The sequence below is a fragment of the Haloflavibacter putidus genome (assembly GCF_006546625.1).
In the GTDB taxonomy this organism is placed as follows: domain Bacteria; phylum Bacteroidota; class Bacteroidia; order Flavobacteriales; family Flavobacteriaceae; genus Mesonia; species Mesonia putida.
The window spans coordinates 93709-118896 of sequence record NZ_VIAR01000010.1 but is presented as its reverse complement, the minus strand read 5'-3'; the positions used below and the strand labels follow the sequence as shown (position 1 = coordinate 118896).

Genomic DNA, 25188 nt, shown 5'->3' with positions numbered 1-25188 from the left:
GAAGTTCACCCCGTTCTTTTTTTGTTTATCAACAAATTTAGACTTATCAACAAAGAAAAAAAGAAGCAAAAAAAGAAATTTTCATCATCATTATCATCCTTTTTAAAATAAGTAAATTTATGTATTGCAAACCTAAAGGATACTTCGGGATTCCTCTCGCTAACGCTCGCTGAAAAACACTCGAAGTACCGCTTCTCGATACAGCCTGCAAAAGAAACTTACGAAATTAAGATTTCTTGTTTTCTATTGCAGCCCACTCGAAGTACCACTTCTCGGGGCGATTTTGATGCGAGATTGGGATGGAGCGAAGTTATTTGTTGAAGTTGAAAGCGAAACTAGAAGTTCTTGCGAACTATCGCTGTTTTACGAACGTTTTTTTTGGATCTCTTCTTGTATGGACGGGGTTTGATTCCGGCTTCTTTCAATTTTTTTTATTTTTGCAGATGCCTATACGGTAAAATAGTTTAGTTATTTTTGCAAAAAAAGGCCTCGTAGTTCAATGGATAGAATAGAAGTTTCCTAAACTTTAGATCCAAGTTCGATTCTTGGCGAGGCTACAAAAAATGGCAGGATGGTTATCGTAAATTTTTTATGCGGTTTTAATACACTTCCAATACACTAGCCATACTGGAGCTATACTTGAGCTATACCGAAGCTACTTAGTATGTTTTTCGAAAAAATAGACCAGAATTCTCTATATAAAGCGTATTTTCTAAACAAATTCTTTACGGAAAGGAGGTTTGTTTCAATTCCAATGAGGTGCGATTGAAAGGCGTTTTTGCAAATAATAATAGGTTTCATAGTGATTTCAATTCCAATGAGGTGCGATTGAAAGCTTTTGCTTCTGCTTCTGGTGTTAACATTGCCCGGATTTCAATTCCAATGAGGTGCGATTGAAAGTGTCGCTTTTTGTCGCTTTTTGACGTTCTTTAGCTTGCGGTTTTACAACCGGTTGCGGAGAATTTAAGCCTTTGTCTTTTTTAACTTTATTTTTAGGCTTAGTGGCTTCTTTTTTGCTATTTTTGTTTTTAGGAATTTCAGATTTTTTCTGATAATTCTTACAAGGGTTTTTTTGAACCTTCGCCATTGGGGCGGTCAGGTAATCGAAAGAACCTTTTTTTTATCCTGAAACAACAGCCTTCCTTCATAAGCCCATTTGGCATAACTTTCTATACTATTTTTAGCGTATAAACTGGCCACCTTAGTTACTTTAAACTGATTGTTGACGTGTAAAGCAGCCATTAAAGGTTTACTTTTTTTATTCTTTAATTCAGTCAACACCACAAAGCCCGAAGATTTACTTTCAAAAATAGCTACGGGACTGTTTAAATTATCGGGTAAATTTATAAAGTGTTCCCACCCAGCTATATGATCCTTGTCTTATTTCAATTCCAATGAGGTGCGATTGAAAGCCGGATTTACAACCGGTGCGGTTTCCTTATCTGGATTATTTCAATTCCAATGAGGTGCGATTGAAAGATTGCAAGGCGGTTTCTTGATACCACCTTTTTGTAAAATTTCAATTCCAATGAGGTGCGATTGAAAGTTAATTTCTTCAAGAGTATTCCAATCTACTTCGCCAAATTTCAATTCCAATGAGGTGCGATTGAAAGCGGCAGCGATAAGCAGTTTTTTGATATTCCTAAAAGTATTTCAATTCCAATGAGGTGCGATTGAAAGTTCGCTCCCATTTTCTATGTAATAGTAGTAACCTTGATTTCAATTCCAATGAGGTGCGATTGAAAGAAATCTAAGTAATCTATCTTTACACTACGGTTCCATATTTCAATTCCAATGAGGTGCGATTGAAAGACCGGCTTTGACAGCGAAAAATACAAGCGCATAACCTATTTCAATTCCAATGAGGTGCGATTGAAAGAACATACGCAAACAGATACTATATATGTAACACGTATTTCAATTCCAATGAGGTGCGATTGAAAGGCCGGCTTATCGTGCCAAATAACTACATTGTAAAAGGATTTCAATTCCAATGAGGTGCGATTGAAAGACAATTTGAACGTTATACAAGTTACTGCCAATTAAATTTCAATTCCAATGAGGTGCGATTGAAAGGGCTTTTGCATCTCTTCCAGACAACTCGCCAAAACTGATTTCAATTCCAATGAGGTGCGATTGAAAGTATTAATATTGCGCTTTATGGTAGCTCTATTGGAGAGATTTCAATTCCAATGAGGTGCGATTGAAAGTACCGAAACACAGCCACATCGACTTCATTAAGTGGAATTTCAATTCCAATGAGGTGCGATTGAAAGAATAATATTTAACCTCGTTAAACCGGTGCAATATAATTTCAATTCCAATGAGGTGCGATTGAAAGGAATTATAGAGCAACGTCTGCGGGACAAATGGAAACATTTCAATTCCAATGAGGTGCGATTGAAAGCCGATTTCACTCTTGCGCTCCTGAATTAATAATTACTATTTCAATTCCAATGAGGTGCGATTGAAAGGCACCGATACCACAACTTACAGCCGTGAAGATTATATTTCAATTCCAATGAGGTGCGATTGAAAGTCATATTATTGCGTTTAATTTTTGCTGAACATCTGTATTTCAATTCCAATGAGGTGCGATTGAAAGGTGCAGAGCCAAATAGCGTTGTAGTTAATTATGGAGAATTTCAATTCCAATGAGGTGCGATTGAAAGTAAGATTTATTTTGTGTTGTCTAACAGCCCGAGAGAAATTTCAATTCCAATGAGGTGCGATTGAAAGTAATGTAAGCACAACACCACAGGTAGGCATAAGAAGATTTCAATTCCAATGAGGTGCGATTGAAAGATTTAAAATTATTACATCTAACTTTGATATAAAATCTATTTCAATTCCAATGAGGTGCGATTGAAAGCGGATACATTACAGAAACAAGAGAGCAGTTAGGACAATTTCAATTCCAATAAGGTGCGATTGAAAGTGGTACTGAAAGTTAAAGAAGGTAAACATTACTGTAATATTTCAATTCCAATGAGGTGCGATTGAAAGTAAGTTACCTATTCTGCCACGAAGTACCCTTAGAAATATTTCAATTCCAATGAGGTGCGATTGAAAGTTACAGAAGTAGATACATTACCTACAATAGATGAATTTCAATTCCAATGAGGTGCGATTGAAAGGGGTGGAAGTATCGCGGCCGCGGTGCAATTCAGTTAAATTTCAATTCCAATGAGGTGCGATTGAAAGTTTCTCTAGCTTGGTTTCGTTTATGTTAGAAACACATTTCAATTCCAATGAGGTGCGATTGAAAGGGTACTGAGAAAGTAGAAGTAAAAAGCTTTAAAGGATTTCAATTCCAATGAGGTGCGATTGAAAGATGGTAAAAGTTGTTTTAGTGAATGTGATATTATTAAATTTCAATTCCAATGAGGTGCGATTGAAAGGCTTTAGATTTTCTATACAATCTTCTATTGTCGCTAATTTCAATTCCAATGAGGTGCGATTGAAAGAGGACTAAGCTAACTTTTGCCCGGCTGGTTGAAATAAATTTCAATTCCAATGAGGTGCGATTGAAAGAATACCTTTATATTTGCCTAAACAAACTAATAAAAAAATTTCAATTCCAATGAGGTGCGATTGAAAGTATATCTCGTTTATTTTGTCGTAAACTTCTTTTTTATTTCAATTCCAATGAGGTGCGATTGAAAGTATTTTTCTATGAGGGGTTAATTAATAATTTACATAATTTCAATTCCAATGAGGTGCGATTGAAAGGCCGGTTATTTTAGGTTTTGTCAAAGCGCCAAACTCATTTCAATTCCAATGAGGTGCGATTGAAAGCAATAAAACGCCATATTTTTTAGCCATCCAACTATCTATTTCAATTCCAATGAGGTGCGATTGAAAGATTATACCAATGCGCTGCATCATAGCACTGGAGGTTTATTTCAATTCCAATGAGGTGCGATTGAAAGAATTACATTGGGTAGCAGGAATAGCAGTATTTTGTACATTTCAATTCCAATGAGGTGCGATTGAAAGGTTTTGCCCCATATGGCTAAAAAAAGCATTTGAAACTTATTTCAATTCCAATGAGGTGCGATTGAAAGCCGTCGCAATCGACGACAAAAAATGCCTGTTTTCAAGACCTTACAAACTTACTACTTTCTAATTTAGGCTGCAAAAAGCGTCAACCTTTAATAACCGATTTTTACCCTGGGTACGACAACATCGTAACATACTCATTTAAAGTATTTTAAGTTCAATATGTCAAAGAACTGCTGTTTTTAAAAATTTTAGGTTGAGAACGACGACTATAAAAACGTGTCTAAATCATTTTTTTCTTTACCCACTACTTCTTTTTCTAACCATTTTTCGCTGCGGCTTTTAAAAAGAATTAAACTATCATGTTCTTCATCCATTATTTGCTTGGCCTCAACAATTAAACTTTTTAATTTTACCGGTGTAATTTCTCCTTCAAAAACTGAATTTTAATCCAATTTAAATATTGGCGGCATAATTTAAGCATTTTACCTACACGTTTTTGGCCGATGTCATAAACTAAGATAATATACATATTTTTAATTGAGGTTGAGTGAGATTGATTGAGATTGAGTAAGATTGATTACCACCAAATTTTAAAAGGTTTATAGGTGTTTATTCCTAAAATATGCTTGCTTAATTTGTAACATTCCAATTTAACTAAATGTTTATAACTTACGTGCTTTTTAAGAGTTCGATGTTTTATGGTTTCGTTTAAGCGATCTTCAAAAGCTTTGATGAAAATCTTTTTGCCACCTTCTTTTAAGACAACTCGATTTACCTTCACATCAAAATGCTTTTCTTGTAGCTGTTTTTTATTCAATACCTTAAATATAGTTCGATCTACTAAAATGGGTTTGAAAATTTCGGCCAAATCGAGGGCTAAAGAATAGCGTCTGTAACCAGGTTCGTGTAAAAAGCTGATAGTCGGATTAAGTTGGGTGTGATAAATTTGATCTAAACACAAGGTGTAACACATCATATTACCAAAAGAGATCAAAGCGTTTACTTCATTTTTGGGCGGTTGTTTACTGCGACCTTTCATTTTAAAATCTGTAAGAATCTCATCAAATGCACCGTAATAAGTATGGCGAATGTTACCCTCTATGCCCATTAAGGTTTCTACATCTGTTGTTTTATCGATTAGCTTTATGTACTCTTCTATGCTTTCTATATATGGCTCTACCTGCTTTTCCCTATTTTTATAATAAGTCAGGTTTTTTCGAATATTAAATGCCGCACCCTCCACAAACTTTTTGGCAATAACTTGACGTTTTCTATTGGAACGGTAATGCTGGGTTTGTTCAATCTGCATTTTACCGGCCAATAAATATTCCTTGGGCTGAAAACTACCGGTGTAGTGCTCATAATAATCAAAAAAATGTACACTGATTTGATTTTTGCCCAAAAAATTATACATAGCACTATTGGCATCTAAAGAGCCGAAACAAAACAAATTAGAAACTCCTTCTACGGGTAAGAATTTTGGCTTTTTTTCTTTCCCGGCTTCGTCAACAGGGGTAAATTTAAGCGTGTTGTCTTTACGGCTTAACCGACCAGGATTGAATAGGTAGTAAGCTTTTTTCATTTTTTACTGAGATTGATGTAGATTGGTTGAGATTGATAAAGATTGGGTTACTTTGATAATTTTTTTCGCATTGAAGAGAGGATTTTTAATAATTCTAAACTTTCTGAATGCAAGGCGTTTGTGAGATTATTATTCGAAATTTTCGTCGCAATTAGTAATTCCAACCACATTTCTGTTTCATCGCTTTCTTCGACAACGATAGACATTTTACTAAAAAACTCGGCTTTTGAACGCGAACGTAGAGCTGCTCTATAATTGGCATATACTGATGTACCAGATTTAGTTAATTGATAGTTTATAACTTTAGCCCGGGTTGAATTAGGTAGTTTTTCGGATAAATTCAATATTTCAAGCGCAAACAACCGCAAGCGTTCTCGTATTTCTTCTTTATACGCAATCCAATTATTTTGTTTCATACCAATTATTTTAAATCAAACTCTCTCGTCGCCTTATTTCAATTTTTTCAAATTAATTTTTTCCTTTCAATCTCCTTCAATCTTTTTTTCCCTTCAATCTTTCTCCTCTGCATAACAGAAATCAAAATAACTACAGCTCCGGCAAATTCGGGCGTGTAGAAGTGGCGGACATTCGTCTTTAGTTACGATTTCCTCTATCATTGTTTTCCAGCTTTCAATCTTTTCAGTATCGCCTTCTTCCCACTCCACCGCTTGGCGTTGTCGTAATTTGGGGTATTCAATAATCGCAGAAGGTTCTTCAATGCCGTTTTTTCGCAGTACGTAGAGGTAATATTTTACTTGGGCAATATGCGCTTCTTCCACTTTGTCTGATTTTTTCACCTCGTGCACTACATTTTCTTTAGGGTCGTAAAAGTCGATTTTGATGCCGTCCATTGCCAGTTCGGTATATTTTTGCGCACGTTCTGGATAACTGGTTTCGCCTATAAGTTTGCCTTCAGCTACAGTTTGAGAGGTGTGTTCCATTTGGATACCGTGAGAAAACAACCAAAGCTTTCTGTGGCAGGTGTGTAAATAAGCGATATGGGTAGCAGTCAAATTCACTTCATTCAAAAATTTAGTTTAACGTTAAAAATTGGATAATGCTTTTTACAAAAAACAAATCTACATTTTGTTTTTTGCAAAAAGCATTTTGAACTTATGGCTTAAAAGGAAAAATATGCTTAAATTTGATTTTCAAAATCAAAAGCTTTGATTTTATCAATCAGATATTTTTCTGCTTCTTCCAATGCATTGGCTTTACCTACTGCGCCTTTAATATATGAGTTTGCCACTGGTGTGGTAAATAATTCTGCTTTTGCAGTATCGTCTATTTTAGGGGTAGCTGAAGGTCTTTCCGTGTCATTCAATTCAGCACGGATAGCATACGTGATTTGATTAGCGTTATCGCTAATTGCAAGAGATAAGGTTTCCATTGGGCTAAAAGTTCTGGATTGATTAGAAGTAATCCTCCAATTAACCAAGGCGTGTGCTAGATTTTGAATAATCTCTTCTCTTTTTTCTTTAGGACATAAGTAACATTTACCAAAAACATTTTTAGCTTCAACCCAATTTTCTTCTTTCAGTTTCTCTTCAATTTCCGGAAATAATTCAGGTTCTAATTTATTGGCTGAAACGCAGAATAAGGTACGTAAATCTATCGCAATATCGTAAACAAACAACCCAGAAGTTCTTGTTTGATCCTGAATAAAAGCTCTATTGGGTAGAGAGCGTTTATTGTCTGTTAGCCATGTTTCTAGTTCTTCATCAGATAATTTATCCGCTCTTTTTTTACCATCTAACCAATATACATTTACTTTATGATGCTCTGGGTGTGATGTACGGTCAAAAGAGATATTTTCTGTAGGATTTTCTATGCCACCTAAAAGCGGATGAACAGGACGCATAGCAGAAATTGAAAGTGGACTTCTTCGTTTTACAGTCATTTCGCCACTCTCGGCCTTCATATAACCACCTAATAGCTGATCTGCATAAGTGGGGTCGCAAGGCGAGTGTGGTTCTTTCTGATGTGCCTTTTGCTTACCTTTTTTTGCTTTCTTTTCAATTTCCCAGTTAAAAGTAATCGCAGCAAAAGGAAGATTTAATGCTTCCATAATTGCTCTTTTAACTTGTTGGCCGCTAGAGTAGGCAATACGTTTTCCGAATTGCGGATCGTAATAATATTTTTGACCATCATTAACAGCAAAAACAGTATGGTCAACGTGTCGCAGACCTCGTAAATAAATAAATGGTGATTTCATAATGATTATTTTAAGTTTTTTAAATAGTTGTATTCAAATCTTACTAATGTGATAAACAACGGAAAGTTATCGCTAGGCATTTCTAATACCTCTTTTACAATTTCGCGAGTCGCTTTAATGTCATTTTCCATTAAAGGCAAGGCTTCGGTAAGTTTTTCAATAAAAACCTTAACCGTTTTGCTTTCTCTAATTTCTTGTGATACCCTAGAAATTGTTCCTTTACCTCTACTTGTTTTTTCTTCTTCCATATCTTTTAAATAACCCGCTAAATTTGATGCTAGGTCAAGAAGTCTTGTTTTACTTAATGTTGCCATAATCCAGTTTTGATATAGTTCATATAAAAAATAATCGTTTTCATTTTTAAAATTCAATTCTTTACCTTGGGCATACAAAATACTACCCTTTGGCATATATTGTCTCAAACCTTTAGGTTCTAATGCACTTAAGCCAATATTACCACGTTGACAAGCCACTCTAAAATTGTAAAAAGTTTCAAAGTGCTCAATATCTTTATTGTCTAATTCTTTAAACTCCTTAAAATCAATTAAGGAATGACGATATTCTATAAGTTTATTGAATTGCGGCAGAAAAACTTGAATAAAACCTAGTGTGGTATTCATTTGAGAAAGACCATACGCATAAATTATTATTTCTTTTTGAGGTAAAAGGTGTGATAGGCTAAATAAGATTTTACTCCACGATATTGTAGCGATTGCTAATTTCCCCAGTACCTTTGAAGTCGGTAAATCAGGGAATTCTTTGTTATTCTTGTCTTCACTTAGTATGAAGTTTAGCCATTGACCGTTCCAGGTTTCTATCTGCTTATCTTTAATATTGTCGGTTTGATTAATATATTTTCGATAGCGAGGCCAACCTAAATATAATTGCCACAAAACTTCATCTTGGTTTAAAAGAAAAACATTGCCCCCACTGACTCCAACGGCTAAAGCTTGTCCAATCCAAGAAGCATAAATTTCTTCTGGTTCAATCTCAAGATTTTTTAAACTGGATACCTGACCCGATGTTGTTTCTTGGGTTCCTGACGCAGCGTAACCCACAAAAAAAGACATATTAGGTTCGTCTTCCGCAACTTTTGTTTTAAGATTTTCAAATTGAGCTAAGGATTTATTACCATGTTTTGTAACATCTTCTTTTTTGGGTTTTTGAAAGAAAGGTGAGTTCCCGACGTGCATCAAATGGCGTTCATATTTAAAAAAGATTGGAAAAAACTTTTCTTCAAAAAAACGTTCAGCCGTATAATCTGAATCGGTTTTTGTATTGTATAATTTCAGGAATTGCTTCCCTATAAAACTTGTGTACATACTTATAAAAAATTTTCGTGTTCAACCAAATCAAGACCTATTTCTTGATAAGCTTCTAAAGATTGTGGTACTACAAAAGGTTTATTGCCTTGTTCCAATTGTTCATATTCGTCTTTATATTTCCATAAAGATCTATAGCTGATAGGGATTTCTAACTGAACTCGATCTTTCCAATTAGCATCCAAATACTCCTCTCGATCGCTCTCCAGGATACAGGTGGCACCATCTACTTCTAATGCTTCAATTAAAATTGATTTGGAATTATCGGTTAATTTCTTTTGAATAAAATGACCCTCTTTATATTTTAAATGAAAGTCAATAGACTTAAGCTCTAAATCTTTGTAAACAGCATCCATTTTTTGTTGCAGCTCAGCTTCTTGAAATATACCGCCCTCACTTGGCAACTGCTCAAAGCTCTTAACCACTATTTCTTTATTGTATGGCAGCGTATTTTTTGAGGGAGCAAGAATATGTATTGGCCTATACGTGTAAATTGTTTCACGAGAACGCTTACGATGAATACGTCCGAAACGCTGAACTAAACTATCCAATGGCGCTGCTTGGGTAATCATTCTATCAAAACTTATATCTAGACTAACCTCTACAACTTGAGTAGAAACAACGATACAAGCTTTATTACTATTGTTATAGACCTCGGTTAATTCGCTTTCTAAAGCAATTCTGTCTTTACGTCTAAAACGGCTATGTATAAGAAGCATATCTATTTCGGGTAATTCCTTTCGTAATTCCGTAAATACTTTTTGTGCTTGTTTTACAGTATTGAGTATAATCAATACTTTTTCGTTTTCTTTAATAGCCTTATGGAGTAAAGAATTGTAATCATAGTCTGTTTCGTGTTTATAAATTTGATGCCGGTTAAATTCTTTAAGCTTCTCCTTTTCTAAACTTATCTCTAAAACCTTTTTTTTACCGCCTAGAATAGATAATAGTTTTTTGTATAGAGGAGTAGGCATAGTAGCCGTCCCAATATGTATTCGACAATTAAAATCTACTAAAACCTTTACAATTTCGATGATCATAGATTGGGATGTTTCAGAATAGGTGTGTATTTCATCCAAAATCACATCACATCCTTCAATATCTAATAGAATGCTTTCAAAGTTTTTTATTCCAAAGATTATTCCTGCCAGTTGATGCGGGGTTAAAACCTTTATACTTGCTCCTACTTTTGACTGTTCTATTTGTTCATCTATCTTTTTACCAACTTTAATCTTTGAGGTGCCATGTTGCAATCTAATTCCTTCTTTTGGCTCTATAGTTTCTTTAAATCTATCGTACATCGCATTTATTGAAGCTTGAAAAGGAAGGGTGTAAAAAACGCGATTCTTTGTTCGTTTTAGCAAAAAATCAGTCTTTCCTGCACCAGTTGGCGCTACAATAAGAGAATGTTTTTTTTCAGTTTTTGTTGAAACTAATGATAGCGGATAAAGCTCTGACTTTCGTTTATCGCTTGTATAAAAGGAAATATCGGGCTGCCTAAAAGCATATTTTAAACGGCTATCTATTTCATAACTAAAGGCAGAAGCATAATGATCGGCTGCTTTTAAAAGTCCACGCCATTCAGACCATCCACTTTTCATTTCTTCACTAAGTTTATAAGCATAGCGCAAGGCATTTTCGGCTTCTTCTTTTTTTATGTCAGGGCAATCGTATCCACATAATTCAATAATCTGTTTGCCATATGGGAACCAGTCTTCCCAATCTTTCAAATGGTCTTCAATCCAAGAAAACTTTTTTAAACTATTTTTTTCTAAATCTACAATTCCACGAATACTAGGGTCATCTTGAATAGATTTGTGATGAGCAACCACCATCTCGATTAACAACGGCCATTCATTTTTAGAAAATGCGGGCAAATAAGCAAGAGAAGAAATTTCGTGGCGATGTTTAAATTTTTCTCTTTTTTTCTTTTCACGTAACGACTTCGGTTTATAACCATTAATGTTTTGTTGAAAAAAGGTGTGAGCTTTACCCAAATCGTGTAAAACTGCTCCTTTTGCAGCTATATCTTTATCGAAGTCTCGTTTAAAACCATCGGCGATATGTTTAATAGTTTGCACTACTTGTTGCGTGTGATCTAATAAACTTAAATCATTTTGATCTACACTTTTAGCCTTGATATTTTCAAGTTTACTATTCATTTCGTATGGGATTTCCAACGACCTTCAATTTACCGTACATAGGTTTATTTTCATTAAAACGATTATATCCAACTTTAAAACTTGAATTACCTGAATTAAATTCCAATTCATAACCCGGCACGTCATCAAATTCCTCCAAACTCATCGCATAAGTGCTGGTAGGAAAAACCAAATCTTCATTGCGGCATAGACAAATAGTTTGATTTTTACTGCGCAGCAAATCCTCTTCACTTTTAAAAGCTAAATAGAGATTAGGCTCCACCATTACCCCTCTTTTTAAAATACCTAAATTAGTTTTTAAAGTATTTTTTTTCTTACTTACTTTAAATCCACCTTTCGCCCATGTTCTCTCTTGCTGGATACTTAGACCTTTATAATTTAGACGATGCCCAACTATTTTAAAAATTCCTTTTTCGCCAAGTAATTCGGGAAATAATTTTTTCTCAATACCTTCAACAATAGAAGGCGTTAAAAATTGTTGACTGTAGGTTTCTTCGTCTCTTACGGCGGTCCAAGGTTTTATAAAACCGAACGGTCCTGAATATTTTACCACATATAATTTATTATCCATACTATTTATTTTAAAGAACCGAAACCAATTCCCGTGCTATTACCAATTCCTACATTCCAAGCGAAGGCTATTTGTTCCGGTGAGCCCTCGATGATGACCGGACAAATATTGGTTTTATTCTTTATATGATTATAGGGTACTAATTTCATTTTAGCACCGGGATAGCTATGATCAAAATATACCGAGACGTTTTGATTGTCCATACCGGCAGTTTCTAGTTTGGTTTTTAATGTTTGTGTCATTAATTGATTACTCTCATCATCTTTATAGGAATAATGTTTTTCTTTACCGTTTTCTAAGCGTCGTTTAATAAAAATTGGACTGGAAGCTACAAATGTTTCTTTTTCACGAAAATCAGGAGTTGGTCTTATGGAAATATCTCGTACTGCTGAACCATTGAACATATCTGGTTCATCCATAATTCCTTGAATTACTTTTTTTGCCAATTCATCGTCGTGAAAACTAAAAAAACAAGTAGAATCCTGTTTAATGGATAGGCCATTTTTGCTAGCTCTAACGTTCTGCAACCAAGAAAAGGAATATAAGCTTGTTTGACCGTGGATTTTATTTTTATCTCCAATCCATTTATGTAAACAACCTGTAAGTAGTGGCTGGTAATTAAATGGTATAATCTGATTACTGTTATTAAGGGTTAAATAAATTCTCATTTTATTGTTTTTTCTAAATATATAAATGCATTTTTACCCACACCCATTCTTCTCTACAACTAAGCTTCTCATTAGTATTCACCCAATGGCTTGGATGCTTGTTGGTGTCCTCTCCACAGGCTGTTTTCCCGCCTGTGGTTTCGCTGTGAATTATAGCTGTTGGTGTATGTTTTACTGGCATAATTAATTGGTTTCTTTTCTTTGTTTTTCGCTGTGCGTTTAACCTTTCGTCTGCGTTTCCATGATGTTTCGGGAAACAAAAATTTATTTTATGAACACAAGGATTTTGGTATTTTGTTAATTTTCCTTAAAAATAGTTAAATTATATTAATAAGCGTTAAAAAATAACGATTAGGTTGTTTCTTCTCCCACCAAATGTACCACCACGTGTAATTGCTCTTCGGGGTGGGCTTGGGCGTCTATTTGCTGTACGCGGGCTTCGAAATCGGTAAAACCTACCTTTAATAATTTATATATAATACGGTTTTCGTTGCGAGGTACGTAGCCTAGTTTATATTCTTGAGAATAAACAGCTATGGCGCGTGGGTCGTATTGGTTATCGGGTTCGGCTTTTAAGCTTAATTGGCTGCCAATGCTTAATTCTTTAAAGGCAATTGCTCCTTCGTAGTAGGTGAAACCTGCGATGGGGAAGTTACATAGGTGTTCTCGGTGTTTTTTTGTAGTTTTCATAATTGCTTTGTCTTTTTAGAATTTAATGTTCATTTTTTCCATTGATGAAAAAACGAACCAAAAAAATCTAGGCTTACGAACCTTGCTCTAAATTGTATGTTTGTAAGCTAAATTTTAGGAACTCACTCGATTATCATCGAGTTCAAACAGCCTAAAATTTTACGCTTACTGCACTGCCAATTTTACGAGCAATTTTCGATAGGCCGGTTACGAAAGTTAAAAGTAGGTCGTTTTTAAACTAGCCTTAATTTGAAATGACATAGGTGTTCTCGGTGTTTTTTTGTTTTCATATCTTAAAATAATTGTTCTGCTCATTTTTTCTTGATAAAAAATCCTTCGTCTACGCTCAGGATAAACTAAACCAAAAAATCAAGAATAGTTAAGGAAATTTTCTTTGCTTCGATAGTATCGAAACAAAGAAATCACTCGCTCTCTGCGCTGCATGCTTTTTTTCGCTATCGCGAAACGCACTTCCGCTTGTCACTCGTTATTTCTGAAACTATTCAGACATTTATTTATATTGAAATTCCTTTTTGTTCATTACAAGACTAAAAGTAGGTCGTTTTTAAACTTGCTTTAAGTGTTCATGGTGTTTTTATTGTGGTTTTCATAATTGGATTTTTTCTTTTTAAAGACTTCTTTACTTTTTTCCATTGCCGAAAAAAGTAACAAAAAAGTCTAGACTTATTTTACTCTTCTTGAAAACCATAAAAAAACCATATCCTGCGGATGGCAACCGCTGCGCTAGGCCATCCTCCGCTGCCAGCCGCTATGGTTTTTTCTGGTTTTGCTACGAAGACTAAAAGTATGTCGTTTTTAAACTTGCTTTAAGTGTTCTTTGTGTTTTTTAGTTTTTATAGTTGATTTTTTAGTAATCTGATTATTGGAAATTAAATTTTACACTTTAAGAAACATTGTTCATTTTCTTTGCTTTTGTATTCCTCTCGTTACACTCGTCGGATACAGTAGAAAACCCTTCGTCTGCGCTCAGGATAAACCAAGCCAATCCCCAAACCTATTTGGGGACGAAAATTCTTTACGGAAAAGCTTAGCTATACTGAAGAAAAAGGTTTGAATTCATTTTTGTATTTTTCATAAATCATATTGTTTTAGGGTTTGGGTTAGTTCTTTTTTGATTTCTTGTCGGAGCCATTTTGGGGAGAGGACTTCTACTGCGCTGCCCATTTTAAGAAGGTGCATTTTAAACTCGAAATTCGGGATTAAAAGATAGGAGACTTCTACCGCGCTGCTTGTTTCTTTTTCTAATTGCTGACTGTGGTGCAGGGGTAAACTTTGTAAGTATTTGTATTGCTGACGGCTTAGTTTAAGCATTACCTTTTCTGCTCGTTCTGCAGCATCGTAATTTAAGCCAACAATGCTGTGGAACTTATCTAATTGCGCCTCAAAATCTTTTAAATTTATACTGCAAACATCTTTTAGTTCTAATTTGCTGATTCGGTCTAAACCGAAAATACGTATCTTTTTATGACCAACAGGAACGCCCACCACATACCAACGGTTGGCATATTCTCTTATTTGCAACGGACAAATAGTATAATTTTTATAGGTGTTGTTGTGGTAGTTTTCGTGAATAAAACCAATGCTTCTTTGCTGCTTTATGCCCAATAACAAAGGTTTGATGTATTGAATGCCCTTAAATTTCGAACTGTCTTCTAAAGCTACTTTTTCGCGTAACAAATCAAAATCTTCCAAGCTTTCTTTAAACAATTCGCCAAGATGTACCAACTCGACAAACTTAAAAAACGATTGGATGCGTTTTTCGTCTTTACGGTCAAGAATATAACCTTTTTTTGAAGCTTGGTATTCTAACCCAATCCCAAACTCGGTTTCCAAAGCTTTAAAATCGCGCTCCATTGTCCGGTTGGTGGTTACAATGTCATAATCCTCTTCCAAACGCTTTACGAGCATTTTTTTGGAAGCATAGGGATAGCTTTGCAATAAATGAATTATTACTTCTAAGCGCTTTATGAGTTTATATCCTGCCATAGTTTTGCTGGTATTGGTACAAAGTAAAGTAAGGGGTTCGTCAAATGGTGTCGAAGGTAGGGAATTTTTTTTCGTTTTTTGTTTTTCGTTTACCGTTGTTCGTTTAGCGTTTGGCGTTTTTTGTTTACCGTTGTTCGTTTAGCGTTTTGACAGTGTTCAGTATTCAGTGTTCAGGCGGTAGGTAGTAGGTAGTAGTGGTGAGAGGTTAGTTTTTGAGTTCTTGAGTTTGTGAGTGGAATTTCAAATTTAAGGGTTAGAGATAGGTGTATTTGTGTATTCGAGTATTTGGGATTGGTTGATTTGTGTATTCGTTTTTTGTTTAGTGTTTTTCGTTTAGCGTTTTTTGTTGATTGGCAGTAAGCAGTGTTCAGTTGGCAGTTGGCAGGGGTTAGTGGTTAGAGGTGAGAGGTGTGTGGGGAGAATTTTAAATCTCAAATTAAGAAACCACCAGAAAATTGTCATTCTGGAAAAATCTGACAGTGGAAGATTTTATTCAGAATCTCTTTGTTGAGCGTTTTTTGTTTCTCATGTTTCGTTTACTGATTAATTGGACATTAGTTGATTTATGTATTGGTTTTTCTGTGTAAAAGAAATTTAGAGATGAATAGATTTGTTTTATATTTGCTCGTTAAAAAACCAAAATAACCGATTAAATGCGAATCAAAAAGAAAATATTATTTCTTTTTTTCTTACTTTTTTACGCCTATTTGTTATGCGCAAAATGTAGAGGTTATAACGAGATGCTGATTGAGGAAAACCTGAACGGGTACTAGCCTAGAAAATGGTTAACTGGGAATTAGTTAAACCGTTAATTGGTTTACTCGTTTATCGTTTAGCGTTTTTTGTTGGCAGTTAGCAGTGTTCAGTTGGCAGAAAATTAGTGGTGAGAGATTAGGGGGGAATTTTTGGTTGAGATTATAATTAGGAGTCAATATACAATATACGCTATACAGTGTATTCGTTTTTCGTTTAATGAAAATTTCAAATTTCAAATTTTTTATTTCAAATTTCAAAATGAGGAATTACAGATTGAAGATTGCGTGTAGGTGGCAGAAATTTTTTTCAATATACAATTTACGCTATACAGTATACAGTGTGCAGTTGGCAGTTGGCAGGGATTAGTGGTTAGTGGTGAGAGGTGTGTGGTGCGGGGAGTGTTCATTAAAGTGTGTCATCTGTTAAAAATTTATTTTCAAAGTACGCTGCTAGATCTCTTCTAACTGGTGTCTAAGGGTCGCTAAATCATTATTCTTCTATTGTTAGGTATACATGTTTTTTGGGTGTATTGGGCAGTATAACAGGTAAGTATAAAATTTTGAGTAAATTAGTCCATAGAAAAATTGAAATTATTTAGTCAAGAAAAGAACATAGAATTATAACTTTCTGCAGCCTTTAAAATGACATACCATGAAGTTATTATTGTTTTTTCTTACAGTTTTAGCAAGCACAACGTGTTACGCGCAATTTAATCCGATTCAGCTAATCGATAATGACGTAACCTCCGGCGGGATTAAACATATTTATGCTAGTGATTTAAACAATGATGGTTTAAAAGAAGTGATTGTAGCTAAAGCTTATAATTTTGATAATATTACTGTTTACCAAAACCAAGGTAACGGCAATTTTACCGAAAATATAATAGGTACTTTGAGCGAAGCAGAATATGTAACTTCGGCAGACCTCAACGAAAATGGTTTTCAAGATTTAATTGCCTTAATGCAGAGTAATGGTAATTTGGTATGGTATCCTAATACCAATGGAAATTTTGGGTCTGCAATTGCTATAGATAACGAAGCTTCATTTGGAAAAAGTATAGTTACCGCAGATTTTAATAACGATTCGCACACAGATTTAGTGGTAATATGGCAGCATGCTATCAACTTTTACGAAAATGACGGTTTGGGTAATTTTACCAAAGATGCCATTTTAACAACAACAACTTCGCCAACTATTTTAGAATGCTGGACGCTTACCAAAGCCGATATAAATAACGACGGCAATATAGATGTTATTACGGGCGAAACAATTGGAGGGGTAATTTATATAAACGATGGAAATGCAAACTTTACTCCGCAGACGTTTACCAATGGCAGTCATTCTACCATTACTTCTTTAGATTTTTTTGATGCCAATAACGATACATTTTTAGATGCGGTACTTCATCGGGCAACCGGCGATATTAGTTTATATCTAAATGCGGGTAATAATTTAATGAACTTCAATTTTCATGCAGATCTTATGGAGGTGAATTCTTCTTTAGCGTTACAAAGTGCCGATGTAAATAATGATGGCAATGTAGACCTTTATATGGCCTTTAATGGTAAACCACGCGTATTTTTAAATGACGGTAATCTTTCTTTTGCTAATGAAATAATTTTGGACGATAATGAAACTATTTTTGTGAATGAAGTTTTGGTAACCAATTTGGATAATGCAATGCAACAAGCATTTATTTGGTCTGGCGCCAACACTACATTAGCTTATCAAACCTATGGGAATTTGGCCGTTGAGAATTTTATGCATTCGGAAAGCACACTTTTTCCAAATCCGGCAACAGAATTTATTCAGCTGAAACAAGAGCAATCGCAGTTTGTTAAAGCAAGCATTTTTACGGTAGACGGAAAACTGGTTAAAAGAGAATTTGCTTTAAAACCTGCCAATAAGATTGATGTAAGCTTTCTTTCTCCTGGCCTGTATATCTTAAAAACAAGCACCGATAGTGGCAAAAACAACTATTTAAAATTTATTAAGGAATAAAAGGCATAAAGCTTTTTGGTATGCACAAAAGTTAAACACTGTCTGCAAGGCACTTTATAAAAGAATTATAGCCAAAGAGAAAAGCAAAAAATTGATACTTATTGGCGTTTAAAATAAGTTGCTAAACAGGTTATGCAACGGCAAGATTATGGTTGATATAAGCTGCGGCATATACAAGTACACTAGTAAAAAATTAATTTAATTATATTTATTAATTACCGCTGTATTTTGTTGGCAACTGGCTTTTTTGATTCCATTTACTTTTATGCCGTGGCTTTTTGGTAATACTTTTTCCGCAACCAAAAGGAAACGCGAACCAATAAAATCAATGCAGGAACTTCAACCAAAGGACCAATTACCCCTGCAAATGCCTGACCTGAATTTAGCCCGAAAACTGCAATCGCAACTGCAATGGCTAATTCAAAATTATTTCCTGCTGCTGTAAAAGCTACCGCTGTTGTTTTGTCATATTCTGCTCCTGATGCTCTAGTAAAGAAAAATCCAACAATAAACATTAGTGTAAAGTAAATAAGTAAAGGAACTGCAATAATCACAACGTCCATTGGTATTTGTACAATCACTTCTCCTTTTAGCGAGAACATTACCACAATCGTAAATAAAAGCGCAATTAATGTTAGTGGTGAAATTGTAGGAATAAATTTCTTTGTATACCAATCTTCGCCTTTAAGTTTTACCAGTAGTAATCTACTTAAAATTCCCATTACAAACGGAATACCTAAATAAATGGCGACACTTTCTGCAATTGTTCCTATTGAAATATCTACAATAGCTCCTTCAAATCCAAAATAGGGCGGAAGTACTGTTATAAAAAGCCAAGCATAGAAACTGTATGCAAAAACTTGAAATATGCTATTTAAGGCAACTAAACCGGCTCCATATTCGCTGCTTCCCTCTGCGAGATCGTTCCAAACCAAAACCATTGCAATACAACGAGCCAAACCAATTAAAATTAGTCCGACCATATATTCTGGATAATCCCGTAAAAATGTAATTGCCAAAATAAACATTAAAACGGGGCCAATTATCCAATTGAGAATAAGTGAAATAGAAAGGATTTTTGTATTTTTAAAAACTTTTGGCAGTAATGCATAATTCACTTTTGCCAAAGGTGGATACATCATTAAAATCAAACCGATTGCAATTGGAATATTTGTAGTTCCACTGCTAAATGAATTTATAATATTTGGAAATGATGGAATAAAATAACCAAGACCAACACCAAATGCCATTGCAACAAATATCCAGAGGGTAAGATTTTTATCGAGAAAACTTAATTTTTTTGAGGCCATATTTTTAAGCGTTAATTTGTGAGAAAACGTAAAACATTTCAGTTGCTATTTGCAAACTTCTTTCCTTGTATTTTTCTGCTTGTTGAGGTGTATTGTCAAACGCTTTTGGGTCTTTAAAAGTTATTGGAATGCGTTTTTCTGCACCTGGAACAAAAGGACAAGCTTCATTTGCTGCATCACAGGTCATAATTGCAGCAAATTCAGATTTAGGATTGAATTCGTCATCTAATTTTTTTGAAAAACCTATTATTGGATGCTCGTTATCTGCATATTTAAAGCTGTAAACAGGATTGTGGTTTTCTGAAATCTTACTTACTTTAAAACCTGAATTTTTTAAAGTTTCTGCTACCATTGGAAAAAGTGCTGTAGCCTCTGTGCCCCCAGAATAACAAAAAAGGTTTTTAATAGTGAAGAAATTTGCCATTGTTTGTGCCCATACTTGCGATAAATGACTTCTTCGTGAATTGTGCGTACAGATAAACTTAATGCGGATTTCTTGCTTTTGTGAAAGCTTTGATTGAATAAAGACAATTAGCGGTTGTAAAATTGCTTTTCGCTCATTTGAAATAGTTTCAGGATTTAATTCTTTGATTAGTTTTTCTATTTCTGAAAATAGCGATGATCTTGTTCTCATTTTATAAATAATTATTTCTCTTTAAGAGTAATTTTGTTTACCAAACCTTTACAATCATAGATAACCCTTTAAGCAAACTTTATAAAAGCTGGTTAGATATTTTCATTTTTGCCGGTGCTATATTGGTATTTATTTGTTCATTGCAATATTACGATTAATATTTTAATACGCAAAACTTGTATTCGTGTAATAGTGTATTTGTTCTTCGTTGGGTGTTGACCGTGGTCAGTTTGCAGTGTTCAGTTGGCAACGACTAGTGGTGAGAGGTTAGAGGTAAGTTTTTTGGCTGGGGTTATAATTAAATAAAAAGAGTTTTTTAATATACAATTTACAGCATTCAGTTGGCAGTGTTCAGAATATTTGTTGTTTGGTTAATTGGGGATTAGTGTATTGGTTGGTTTGCTTTTTCCGGCTAGCATAGTATTGCAACGTGTGGTAGCTTTTAATTTAATGAAGTGAGCATGATTCTATTTTGTTAAAATCTGTTTGAAGCTTGGAAAGCGATACAATTTTCCACGAGCGGGTTAGCTGTTGGCATTTTCAAGTTCAAATATAATATTTAATTTATTGTCTATATCTTTTCTGCTCTTATTTAAAAGAAAGCCATTGTTTTCTAATAACTTTTTAGAACGTTCATTTTCAGTATGTGTAAATGCCTCTATTTTATGAAGCTTTAATTCTTTAAATCCATAATCAATAATCATTTTTAGGGCTTCACTCATAATACCTTTTTTTTGATATGTAGGATTTAAATTATATCCAACTTCTGCTGTCTTATTGTTCTTAGAAAAATTCCACAAACAAATTGTCCCAATAACTTCAGGGTTATTTTTTAAAGTTATTCCCCACGTAATTGCTATGTTTTGTGTGCTATAATCATCCAGTTGATTGATAAATTTTATGGCATCAGATATATTTTTAGTTTTTCTATTTTCAGGCCTTTCAATAAATTTATTAATAGTTTTATCAGAACGTAAGTATAAGATAGTTTTGGAGTCTGATGCTTGAATTTTTCTAAGGAAAAGCCTTGGTGATTTTATTTCGGGAAAGGGTTGAAAATCCATTTTTTACTGCTTGCAGCTAAGGTGTTTGTTTCTCTAAAGTAAGCTATTAAATTTAAGGTAATAAAACGGAAAGAACAAAAGAGCATAGGGTTATTTGTGCACTGCGGACAATGATCTCGTTTGCTTTGGTCGTATTGACCCAAACTAGACTTTCTTCATCCGGAACTTTTATGGAGAATTTAAATTCCAGTTGCTCCTAAAATGCAATAGTCTCATCAATGTTTTTTAACGAAAATATTTGGTGTTATTGATTTCATTTCAGTCTTTTTTTAGGTTATTAAAATGTTATTTATAGTGCTTGTTGCACGAAAAAAGGCACGTCATAATTTACAATGGCTTCTCTTGTCCTAAATTTTAAATGTCTTCTATATTTTCCTCTGCCTTCAAGGAAATCTTGAGGATCTTTCATTAGAAATCCTTTAGAAAACTCGAGTGTAACATGCTTCTTATTTAAGAATAAGCCACTAAACATTTCATCCTTAAAAAAGAAAACGATTCCATCATACATTATTCTTTCGTCAGCTTCTGGAAAAAAATCAAATATTATTTGTCTTATTTCAATAAGGATATTAGATTTTTCAGTATCGATCCTCTTTATTTTGTCCAAAAAATTGTGAACATCTAGGTTTTCAGATTTTTTTATTGGAGTCATTTGTCGAATTTAGATTCTAATGAATTTTAACGGGTTTTGTTTATGGTATTTTGTGTGTTTTAAGCACTAAATTATATATGGTGTTGCCATTTCGTTGTTTTTCAGGTTTCTAATTATTCAACTAATTTCATTTTCTGCTTTTCAACGTTTGAGTGAGTTCAGTCAGCACTTTTGTAGACTTCCTTTTTTTAGAAAGCCTACAAATGGAGAGGAAGAAGAAAAGAAGCCCTCTCGAAACTTTTGGCGTGATGGAGAAGGCGGTTACTAGCTAAGCTCGATTATTTAACTAATAAGGTTACAATTTATATAAAACAGACAAGTCTTAGCTTGTAAGCCTGCTCTTTATTGCTCCTGTGTTTTCCTATAAGCTAATCAAAGCTTAAAAATGCTTAAAAACAATTTAATTCCGCGCGAATTTTAAAATTTTATGAGCTCGTGCAAGGCTTACCGATACTATATATTGTTGTTTATTTTTCTTCCTGTTCTGCATCAAAACTCACCATCCAATTGATGCCAAATTTGTCGGTTAACATTCCGAAATATGCACCCCAAAAAGTTTCTTCCATTGGCATAGTCACTTGTCCATCAGCTGAAAGTCTGTTGAATAGTTTGTCAGCTTCTTCTTTGCTTTCCGAAGTAATTGACAACGAAAAATTGTTCCCTTTCACAAATGTTGGTGCCCAATCTCCGCCGGTGTCACTTCCCATTAAAATAGAGCTTCCAATTGGTAAACTAATGTGCATGATTTTGTTTTTGTCAGCTTCGGGGACTTTGTAGCCGTCTCCTTCGGGCATTTCGCCAAATCTTCCGATGTAGGTGAATTCTCCTCCAAATACTGATTTGTAGAAGTTAAATGCGTCTTCGCAATTGCCGTTGAAATTCAAATAAGTGTTTACTGTTGCCATTTTTGTTTGTTTTAATGTTATTTAATTTTCTGTTATTTTTTTATTTTTGCAATGCCAATGGAAATGTCTTGTTCCTATGGTCAACCAACGTATTGCTCTACAGTTTTAATGCGTACAATAAGTTCTGTTTCGTTTTCTAATGGTTTTAATTCATAACTTTCAAAAACATTTGTTCATGCTTGTGTTTTTGCGTCAATGCATTGTTCTTCAAAGTTTTTTGGTTCTCCTAAATGTTTAAAAACACTAACACGTTTTCTATAATTTTGTCTAAAATGCTGTACATTCCTTCCCCGTTTGGCGTTAGTAAATGTATTTTGTTGCCTTGTGCAAAGTTTTCGGTCTTATAATAATTGCCTGCACCAAAGACGGAATTCCATTTTGTGCAACTTTCCAATTCTCAAAGGTATTTCCATACTTTTTCTGTGGAAGTACTTATTCTAATTTTGAATCTTAGGTTTCGCATTTCACTTACTTTTTGTGCGTATAAAAATCATTGCAATTGCTGTTGTTACAACACCCATTATTAATGCACCGACTGCACTTTGTATCGCATAATTTTTATAGTTGAAATTTGCCTGAGCTTCTTCCGTATTGCTGTAGTAACCTAATTCAACAGAACGCTTTATTACGTTTGGGAAATATTCGGGTGTGATAACATAAGAAGTAATCCATTGGGTCAACGGGCTAAGCAAGGCAATAATTATTGATAATATAATACCTGATACCAAACCTTGTTTATAGTTCATTTTTCCGTTGTAGAAGTTTTTCTTTTTGTCTTTTAATGCCATAACCATCATGATAATGGCAGGAATTGCAAATAGGTTGGTCAAGTAGAGATGGTAGTCAATATAAGTGCTGTGAAGTCCGCTGAGTTTTTCCAATAGCATCCAAAGTAATCCTACTATTGAAAAAATAATTGCCCATTTAATTTCTATTTTTATGTTTTTCATTGTTCTTTATTTAGGGGATTTCTTGGATTTTCTATCCTTGTTCTGTTGCCTTATCTATATTTTTTAACTGTATTTGGATTGCAGAAAGTCAATAGTTGATTTCATTATCTTTTTAAGTGTTTCCTGATTAATGTCGGATAGTTTTTTGACATAAATACAGCTTTTTCCCATTTTAAATTTCCCCAATTCTTTTAGCAAATCTTCCTGGCCGGGACAGCCAGAGTAAACATACAATGAAATAGCTGCTTTGCGTGGCGAGAAACCAACCAACGGCCAATCTCCTTCCTGTGCGCTTTTTTTAGATTTGTAATGATAATGTCCGAATCCGATAATGCTGGGACCCCACATTTTAGGTTCGTAACCCGTAAAGTCTTTCATCATTTTCAACAATTCAAAAGCGTCTTTTCGCTTTTGTTGTGTATTGGCAAATGTGTTGATAAAATCTTCCACATTTGCGTTAGTCTGTTTTGTTTTTATCGCTGCCATAAATGTCTAATTGGTACCGTAGGACAATAGTCCAATATCACATAATGTGTTTATGCCTGATTAGTTGCGTGATTAAGCACGTAATTTAGCAAATAAAACCCGAATGGAAAACCACGGTAATAGTGCAAGTTTTTATTTCTTTTCTGCTCGTAAAATTTTTTCCATTTTACGTCCTTTTGCTAGTTCGTCATACAACTTATCTAAATATCTACATTTTCTATACAATTCAAATTCGTCTGGTATTTCTTCAATACGATAGCCACAGATTACACCTTTAATGAGGTGCGCATTAGGATTCAATTCTGCTTTTTGAAAAAATGTTTCAAAAGTTGCTTTTTCTTCAATCAATTCTAGTATTTTTTCTTCGTCAAATCCAGTTAGCCATTCTATTACTTGGTGGAATTCCTCTTTCGTTCTACCATTTTTCTCTAATCTATTTATGTAATGCGGATAAACAGATGCCAAAGTCATTTTGGCAATTGTTTCGTTTTTTTTAGCTGTAACTTTCATAATTATTTATTTTCCGATGCAGTTTTTATGTCGATTAAATCTTTTTTAATGAGTTTTTTCATTGATTTACCTATTATTCTGCCAAAAATAAAAGCCATGATTTTTGCTTTCAAAGAAATGGCTTCAGAATTAAATTCCATAGTTAATGATGTTGTATTTTCTTTTTCTGAAAGTTTTAAAATAGTTTGATAGATAGCTCCATTACTTTCGGCCCTTGTTTTGTAATACTTGTTTTCTACGGCTTCTGTTATCCACATTGTTTCAGTAGAAGGTTTACCAAATAGTGTTCTAGTTTCTTTCCATTTTAATCCAATCATAGAGTCTTTAGGATTATTCAGAATCTCAACTTTATCAATTCCAGAAATTGTTTTTTCAGAATTTTCAATATTTGTAATTACATTCCAAACCTCTTGTTTTGATGCTTTTATATCTATGGCAATCGCTATTTTCATATCCAGACTTTATTTGGTGATTTTATGCTAGGGCAAATTATAATTAATCCTCCAGTTAACGCCAGATTTATCTGTTAACATACCAAGATAAGATTCCGAAAATGTTTTGAAAAGTTGCACAGTTATTTTGCCGTTTTCAGCTAATGCATTAAATACTCTTGTAGCTTCATCTTGACCGATGGTATTTACGGAAATGGAAAAATTATTTTCTTGTTTAAAACTTTTGGGCTTATTGTTATGCTAATG

26 protein-coding genes, 1 tRNA gene, 1 pseudogene and 1 CRISPR repeat array are annotated in these 25188 nt (G+C 34.1%); of the genes and pseudogenes, 2 read left to right on the top strand and 26 right to left on the bottom strand.

Features of this window, described 5'->3' with window-relative positions:
- Positions 1 to 485: 485 nt before the first annotated feature.
- Positions 486 to 557, top strand: a tRNA-Arg gene (locus FKR84_RS10420).
- A gap of 299 nt (positions 558 to 856) precedes the next feature.
- On the opposite strand, the gene FKR84_RS10415 is transcribed toward FKR84_RS10420, so the two are convergent.
- From FKR84_RS10415 to FKR84_RS10360, 15 genes are all read right to left on the bottom strand, one after another.
- Positions 857 to 1087, bottom strand: coding sequence for a hypothetical protein (locus tag FKR84_RS10415; RefSeq protein ID WP_141422247.1), 231 nt, complete (start codon positions 1085 to 1087; stop codon positions 857 to 859).
- Between the two features lie 8 nt (positions 1088 to 1095).
- On the bottom strand, positions 1096 to 1368 hold the full coding sequence (locus FKR84_RS13410; RefSeq protein ID WP_394348483.1) for a MuF-C-terminal domain-containing protein: 273 nt from the start codon (positions 1366 to 1368) through the stop codon (positions 1096 to 1098).
- A 13-nt stretch (positions 1369 to 1381) separates the two neighbouring features.
- A CRISPR array of direct repeats spans positions 1382 to 4067; the repeat unit is 30 nt; unit sequence ATTTCAATTCCAATGAGGTGCGATTGAAAG.
- Positions 4068 to 4271: 204 nt separating this feature from the next.
- A complete protein-coding gene (locus FKR84_RS13405; protein WP_233357743.1) occupies positions 4272 to 4379 on the bottom strand; it encodes a CRISPR-associated endonuclease Cas2 in 108 nt (35 codons plus the stop codon).
- A 35-nt stretch (positions 4380 to 4414) separates the two neighbouring features.
- A complete protein-coding gene (locus FKR84_RS13510) occupies positions 4415 to 4534 on the bottom strand; it encodes a CRISPR-associated endonuclease Cas2 (protein ID WP_262710721.1) in 120 nt (39 codons plus the stop codon).
- 48 nt (positions 4535 to 4582) lie between these two features.
- Entirely contained in the window at positions 4583 to 5587 is a 1005-nt protein-coding gene (cas1b, locus tag FKR84_RS10405) for a type I-B CRISPR-associated endonuclease Cas1b (RefSeq protein WP_141422246.1), read from the bottom strand.
- Between the two features lie 47 nt (positions 5588 to 5634).
- Entirely contained in the window at positions 5635 to 6003 is a 369-nt protein-coding gene (locus tag FKR84_RS10400) for a four helix bundle protein (RefSeq protein WP_141422245.1), read from the bottom strand.
- A 93-nt stretch (positions 6004 to 6096) separates the two neighbouring features.
- A complete protein-coding gene (cas4, locus tag FKR84_RS10395) occupies positions 6097 to 6606 on the bottom strand; it encodes a CRISPR-associated protein Cas4 (protein ID WP_141422253.1) in 510 nt (169 codons plus the stop codon).
- A gap of 119 nt (positions 6607 to 6725) precedes the next feature.
- Complete coding sequence (locus FKR84_RS10390) at positions 6726 to 7802, bottom strand: CRISPR-associated protein Cas7 (RefSeq protein WP_141422244.1); 1077 nt, start codon at positions 7800 to 7802, stop codon at positions 6726 to 6728.
- Between the two features lie 5 nt (positions 7803 to 7807).
- Complete coding sequence (locus FKR84_RS10385; protein ID WP_141422243.1) at positions 7808 to 9124, bottom strand: hypothetical protein; 1317 nt, start codon at positions 9122 to 9124, stop codon at positions 7808 to 7810.
- A 2-nt stretch (positions 9125 to 9126) separates the two neighbouring features.
- Positions 9127 to 11286 carry a CRISPR-associated helicase Cas3' gene (gene cas3, locus FKR84_RS10380; RefSeq protein ID WP_141422242.1) on the bottom strand — a complete coding sequence of 720 codons (2160 nt, stop codon included), beginning with the start codon at positions 11284 to 11286 and terminating at the stop codon, positions 9127 to 9129.
- Positions 11279 to 11857, bottom strand: a complete 579-nt coding sequence (locus FKR84_RS10375) for a hypothetical protein (protein ID WP_141422241.1) — start codon at positions 11855 to 11857, stop codon at positions 11279 to 11281. The genes cas3 and FKR84_RS10375 overlap by 8 nt, the downstream gene beginning before the upstream one ends.
- A 5-nt stretch (positions 11858 to 11862) precedes the next feature.
- On the bottom strand, positions 11863 to 12525 hold the full coding sequence (gene cas6 / locus FKR84_RS10370) for a CRISPR-associated endoribonuclease Cas6 (RefSeq protein WP_141422240.1): 663 nt from the start codon (positions 12523 to 12525) through the stop codon (positions 11863 to 11865).
- 13 nt (positions 12526 to 12538) lie between these two features.
- Positions 12539 to 12706, bottom strand: coding sequence for a hypothetical protein (locus tag FKR84_RS13395; protein WP_233357741.1), 168 nt, complete (start codon positions 12704 to 12706; stop codon positions 12539 to 12541).
- 170 nt (positions 12707 to 12876) lie between these two features.
- Positions 12877 to 13215, bottom strand: coding sequence for an HIRAN domain-containing protein (locus tag FKR84_RS10365; protein WP_141422239.1), 339 nt, complete (start codon positions 13213 to 13215; stop codon positions 12877 to 12879).
- Between the two features lie 1092 nt (positions 13216 to 14307).
- A complete protein-coding gene (locus FKR84_RS10360; protein WP_141422238.1) occupies positions 14308 to 15222 on the bottom strand; it encodes a helix-turn-helix transcriptional regulator in 915 nt (304 codons plus the stop codon).
- Positions 15223 to 16629: 1407 nt separating this feature from the next.
- Here FKR84_RS10360 and FKR84_RS10355 point away from each other — a divergent pair.
- Entirely contained in the window at positions 16630 to 17979 is a 1350-nt protein-coding gene (locus FKR84_RS10355) for a T9SS type A sorting domain-containing protein (RefSeq protein WP_141422237.1), read from the top strand.
- A 263-nt stretch (positions 17980 to 18242) separates the two neighbouring features.
- Here FKR84_RS10355 and arsB read toward each other — a convergent pair whose 3' ends face one another.
- From arsB to FKR84_RS13560, 11 genes and pseudogenes are all read right to left on the bottom strand, one after another.
- A complete protein-coding gene (arsB, locus tag FKR84_RS10350; protein WP_141422236.1) occupies positions 18243 to 19289 on the bottom strand; it encodes an ACR3 family arsenite efflux transporter in 1047 nt (348 codons plus the stop codon).
- Between the two features lie 4 nt (positions 19290 to 19293).
- Positions 19294 to 19923 carry an arsenate-mycothiol transferase ArsC gene (locus FKR84_RS10345; RefSeq protein ID WP_141422235.1) on the bottom strand — a complete coding sequence of 210 codons (630 nt, stop codon included), beginning with the start codon at positions 19921 to 19923 and terminating at the stop codon, positions 19294 to 19296.
- Between the two features lie 524 nt (positions 19924 to 20447).
- Complete coding sequence (locus FKR84_RS10340) at positions 20448 to 20987, bottom strand: GNAT family N-acetyltransferase (protein ID WP_141422234.1); 540 nt, start codon at positions 20985 to 20987, stop codon at positions 20448 to 20450.
- Positions 20988 to 21276: 289 nt separating this feature from the next.
- Positions 21277 to 21639, bottom strand: coding sequence for a DUF1801 domain-containing protein (locus FKR84_RS10335; RefSeq protein WP_233357740.1), 363 nt, complete (start codon positions 21637 to 21639; stop codon positions 21277 to 21279).
- Positions 21640 to 22106: 467 nt separating this feature from the next.
- A complete protein-coding gene (locus FKR84_RS10330; protein ID WP_141422233.1) occupies positions 22107 to 22544 on the bottom strand; it encodes a VOC family protein in 438 nt (145 codons plus the stop codon).
- 226 nt (positions 22545 to 22770) lie between these two features.
- A complete protein-coding gene (locus FKR84_RS13390) occupies positions 22771 to 22938 on the bottom strand; it encodes a hypothetical protein (RefSeq protein ID WP_233357739.1) in 168 nt (55 codons plus the stop codon).
- Positions 22939 to 23008: 70 nt separating this feature from the next.
- A complete protein-coding gene (locus FKR84_RS10325) occupies positions 23009 to 23494 on the bottom strand; it encodes a DUF4199 domain-containing protein (RefSeq protein WP_141422232.1) in 486 nt (161 codons plus the stop codon).
- Positions 23495 to 23557: 63 nt separating this feature from the next.
- Positions 23558 to 23980, bottom strand: a complete 423-nt coding sequence (locus tag FKR84_RS10320; RefSeq protein ID WP_141422231.1) for a DUF1801 domain-containing protein — start codon at positions 23978 to 23980, stop codon at positions 23558 to 23560.
- A 132-nt stretch (positions 23981 to 24112) separates the two neighbouring features.
- Positions 24113 to 24490: a DUF2200 domain-containing protein gene (locus FKR84_RS10315; protein ID WP_141422230.1), complete on the bottom strand. Its 378-nt coding sequence runs from the start codon at positions 24488 to 24490 to the stop codon at positions 24113 to 24115.
- 2 nt (positions 24491 to 24492) lie between these two features.
- Positions 24493 to 24942, bottom strand: coding sequence for an SRPBCC family protein (locus tag FKR84_RS10310; RefSeq protein ID WP_141422229.1), 450 nt, complete (start codon positions 24940 to 24942; stop codon positions 24493 to 24495).
- 27 nt (positions 24943 to 24969) lie between these two features.
- A pseudogene (locus FKR84_RS13560) lies at positions 24970 to 25155 on the bottom strand (VOC family protein); the annotation flags it as partial.
- Positions 25156 to 25188: the final 33 nt, after the last annotated feature.

What these genes read in the sequence shown, in the direction of transcription:
- FKR84_RS13510 (WP_262710721.1), bottom strand. Translation starts at nt 4,534, where the DNA reads ATGTATATTATCTTAGTTTATGACATCGGCCAAAAACGTGTAGGTAAA.
- FKR84_RS10325 (WP_141422232.1), bottom strand. Translation starts at nt 23,494, where the DNA reads ATGAAAAACATAAAAATAGAAATTAAATGGGCAATTATTTTTTCAATA.
- FKR84_RS10320 (WP_141422231.1), bottom strand. Translation starts at nt 23,980, where the DNA reads ATGGCAGCGATAAAAACAAAACAGACTAACGCAAATGTGGAAGATTTT.
- FKR84_RS10400 (WP_141422245.1), bottom strand. Translation starts at nt 6,003, where the DNA reads ATGAAACAAAATAATTGGATTGCGTATAAAGAAGAAATACGAGAACGC.
- FKR84_RS10330 (WP_141422233.1), bottom strand. Translation starts at nt 22,544, where the DNA reads ATGGCAACAGTAAACACTTATTTGAATTTCAACGGCAATTGCGAAGAC.
- FKR84_RS13395 (WP_233357741.1), bottom strand. Translation starts at nt 12,706, where the DNA reads ATGCCAGTAAAACATACACCAACAGCTATAATTCACAGCGAAACCACA.
- FKR84_RS10310 (WP_141422229.1), bottom strand. Translation starts at nt 24,942, where the DNA reads ATGAAAATAGCGATTGCCATAGATATAAAAGCATCAAAACAAGAGGTT.
- FKR84_RS13405 (WP_233357743.1), bottom strand. Translation starts at nt 4,379, where the DNA reads ATGGATGAAGAACATGATAGTTTAATTCTTTTTAAAAGCCGCAGCGAA.
- FKR84_RS10345 (WP_141422235.1), bottom strand. Translation starts at nt 19,923, where the DNA reads ATGAGAACAAGATCATCGCTATTTTCAGAAATAGAAAAACTAATCAAA.
- FKR84_RS10415 (WP_141422247.1), bottom strand. Translation starts at nt 1,087, where the DNA reads ATGGCGAAGGTTCAAAAAAACCCTTGTAAGAATTATCAGAAAAAATCT.
- cas1b (WP_141422246.1), bottom strand. Translation starts at nt 5,587, where the DNA reads ATGAAAAAAGCTTACTACCTATTCAATCCTGGTCGGTTAAGCCGTAAA.
- FKR84_RS10355 (WP_141422237.1), top strand. Translation starts at nt 16,630, where the DNA reads ATGAAGTTATTATTGTTTTTTCTTACAGTTTTAGCAAGCACAACGTGT.
- FKR84_RS10340 (WP_141422234.1), bottom strand. Translation starts at nt 20,987, where the DNA reads ATGGATTTTCAACCCTTTCCCGAAATAAAATCACCAAGGCTTTTCCTT.
- FKR84_RS10360 (WP_141422238.1), bottom strand. Translation starts at nt 15,222, where the DNA reads ATGGCAGGATATAAACTCATAAAGCGCTTAGAAGTAATAATTCATTTA.
- FKR84_RS10375 (WP_141422241.1), bottom strand. Translation starts at nt 11,857, where the DNA reads ATGGATAATAAATTATATGTGGTAAAATATTCAGGACCGTTCGGTTTT.
- FKR84_RS10335 (WP_233357740.1), bottom strand. Translation starts at nt 21,639, where the DNA reads ATGACTCCAATAAAAAAATCTGAAAACCTAGATGTTCACAATTTTTTG.
- cas6 (WP_141422240.1), bottom strand. Translation starts at nt 12,525, where the DNA reads ATGAGAATTTATTTAACCCTTAATAACAGTAATCAGATTATACCATTT.
- cas3 (WP_141422242.1), bottom strand. Translation starts at nt 11,286, where the DNA reads ATGAATAGTAAACTTGAAAATATCAAGGCTAAAAGTGTAGATCAAAAT.
- FKR84_RS10390 (WP_141422244.1), bottom strand. Translation starts at nt 7,802, where the DNA reads ATGAAATCACCATTTATTTATTTACGAGGTCTGCGACACGTTGACCAT.
- FKR84_RS10365 (WP_141422239.1), bottom strand. Translation starts at nt 13,215, where the DNA reads ATGAAAACTACAAAAAAACACCGAGAACACCTATGTAACTTCCCCATC.
- FKR84_RS10315 (WP_141422230.1), bottom strand. Translation starts at nt 24,490, where the DNA reads ATGAAAGTTACAGCTAAAAAAAACGAAACAATTGCCAAAATGACTTTG.
- FKR84_RS10385 (WP_141422243.1), bottom strand. Translation starts at nt 9,124, where the DNA reads ATGTACACAAGTTTTATAGGGAAGCAATTCCTGAAATTATACAATACA.
- arsB (WP_141422236.1), bottom strand. Translation starts at nt 19,289, where the DNA reads ATGGCCTCAAAAAAATTAAGTTTTCTCGATAAAAATCTTACCCTCTGG.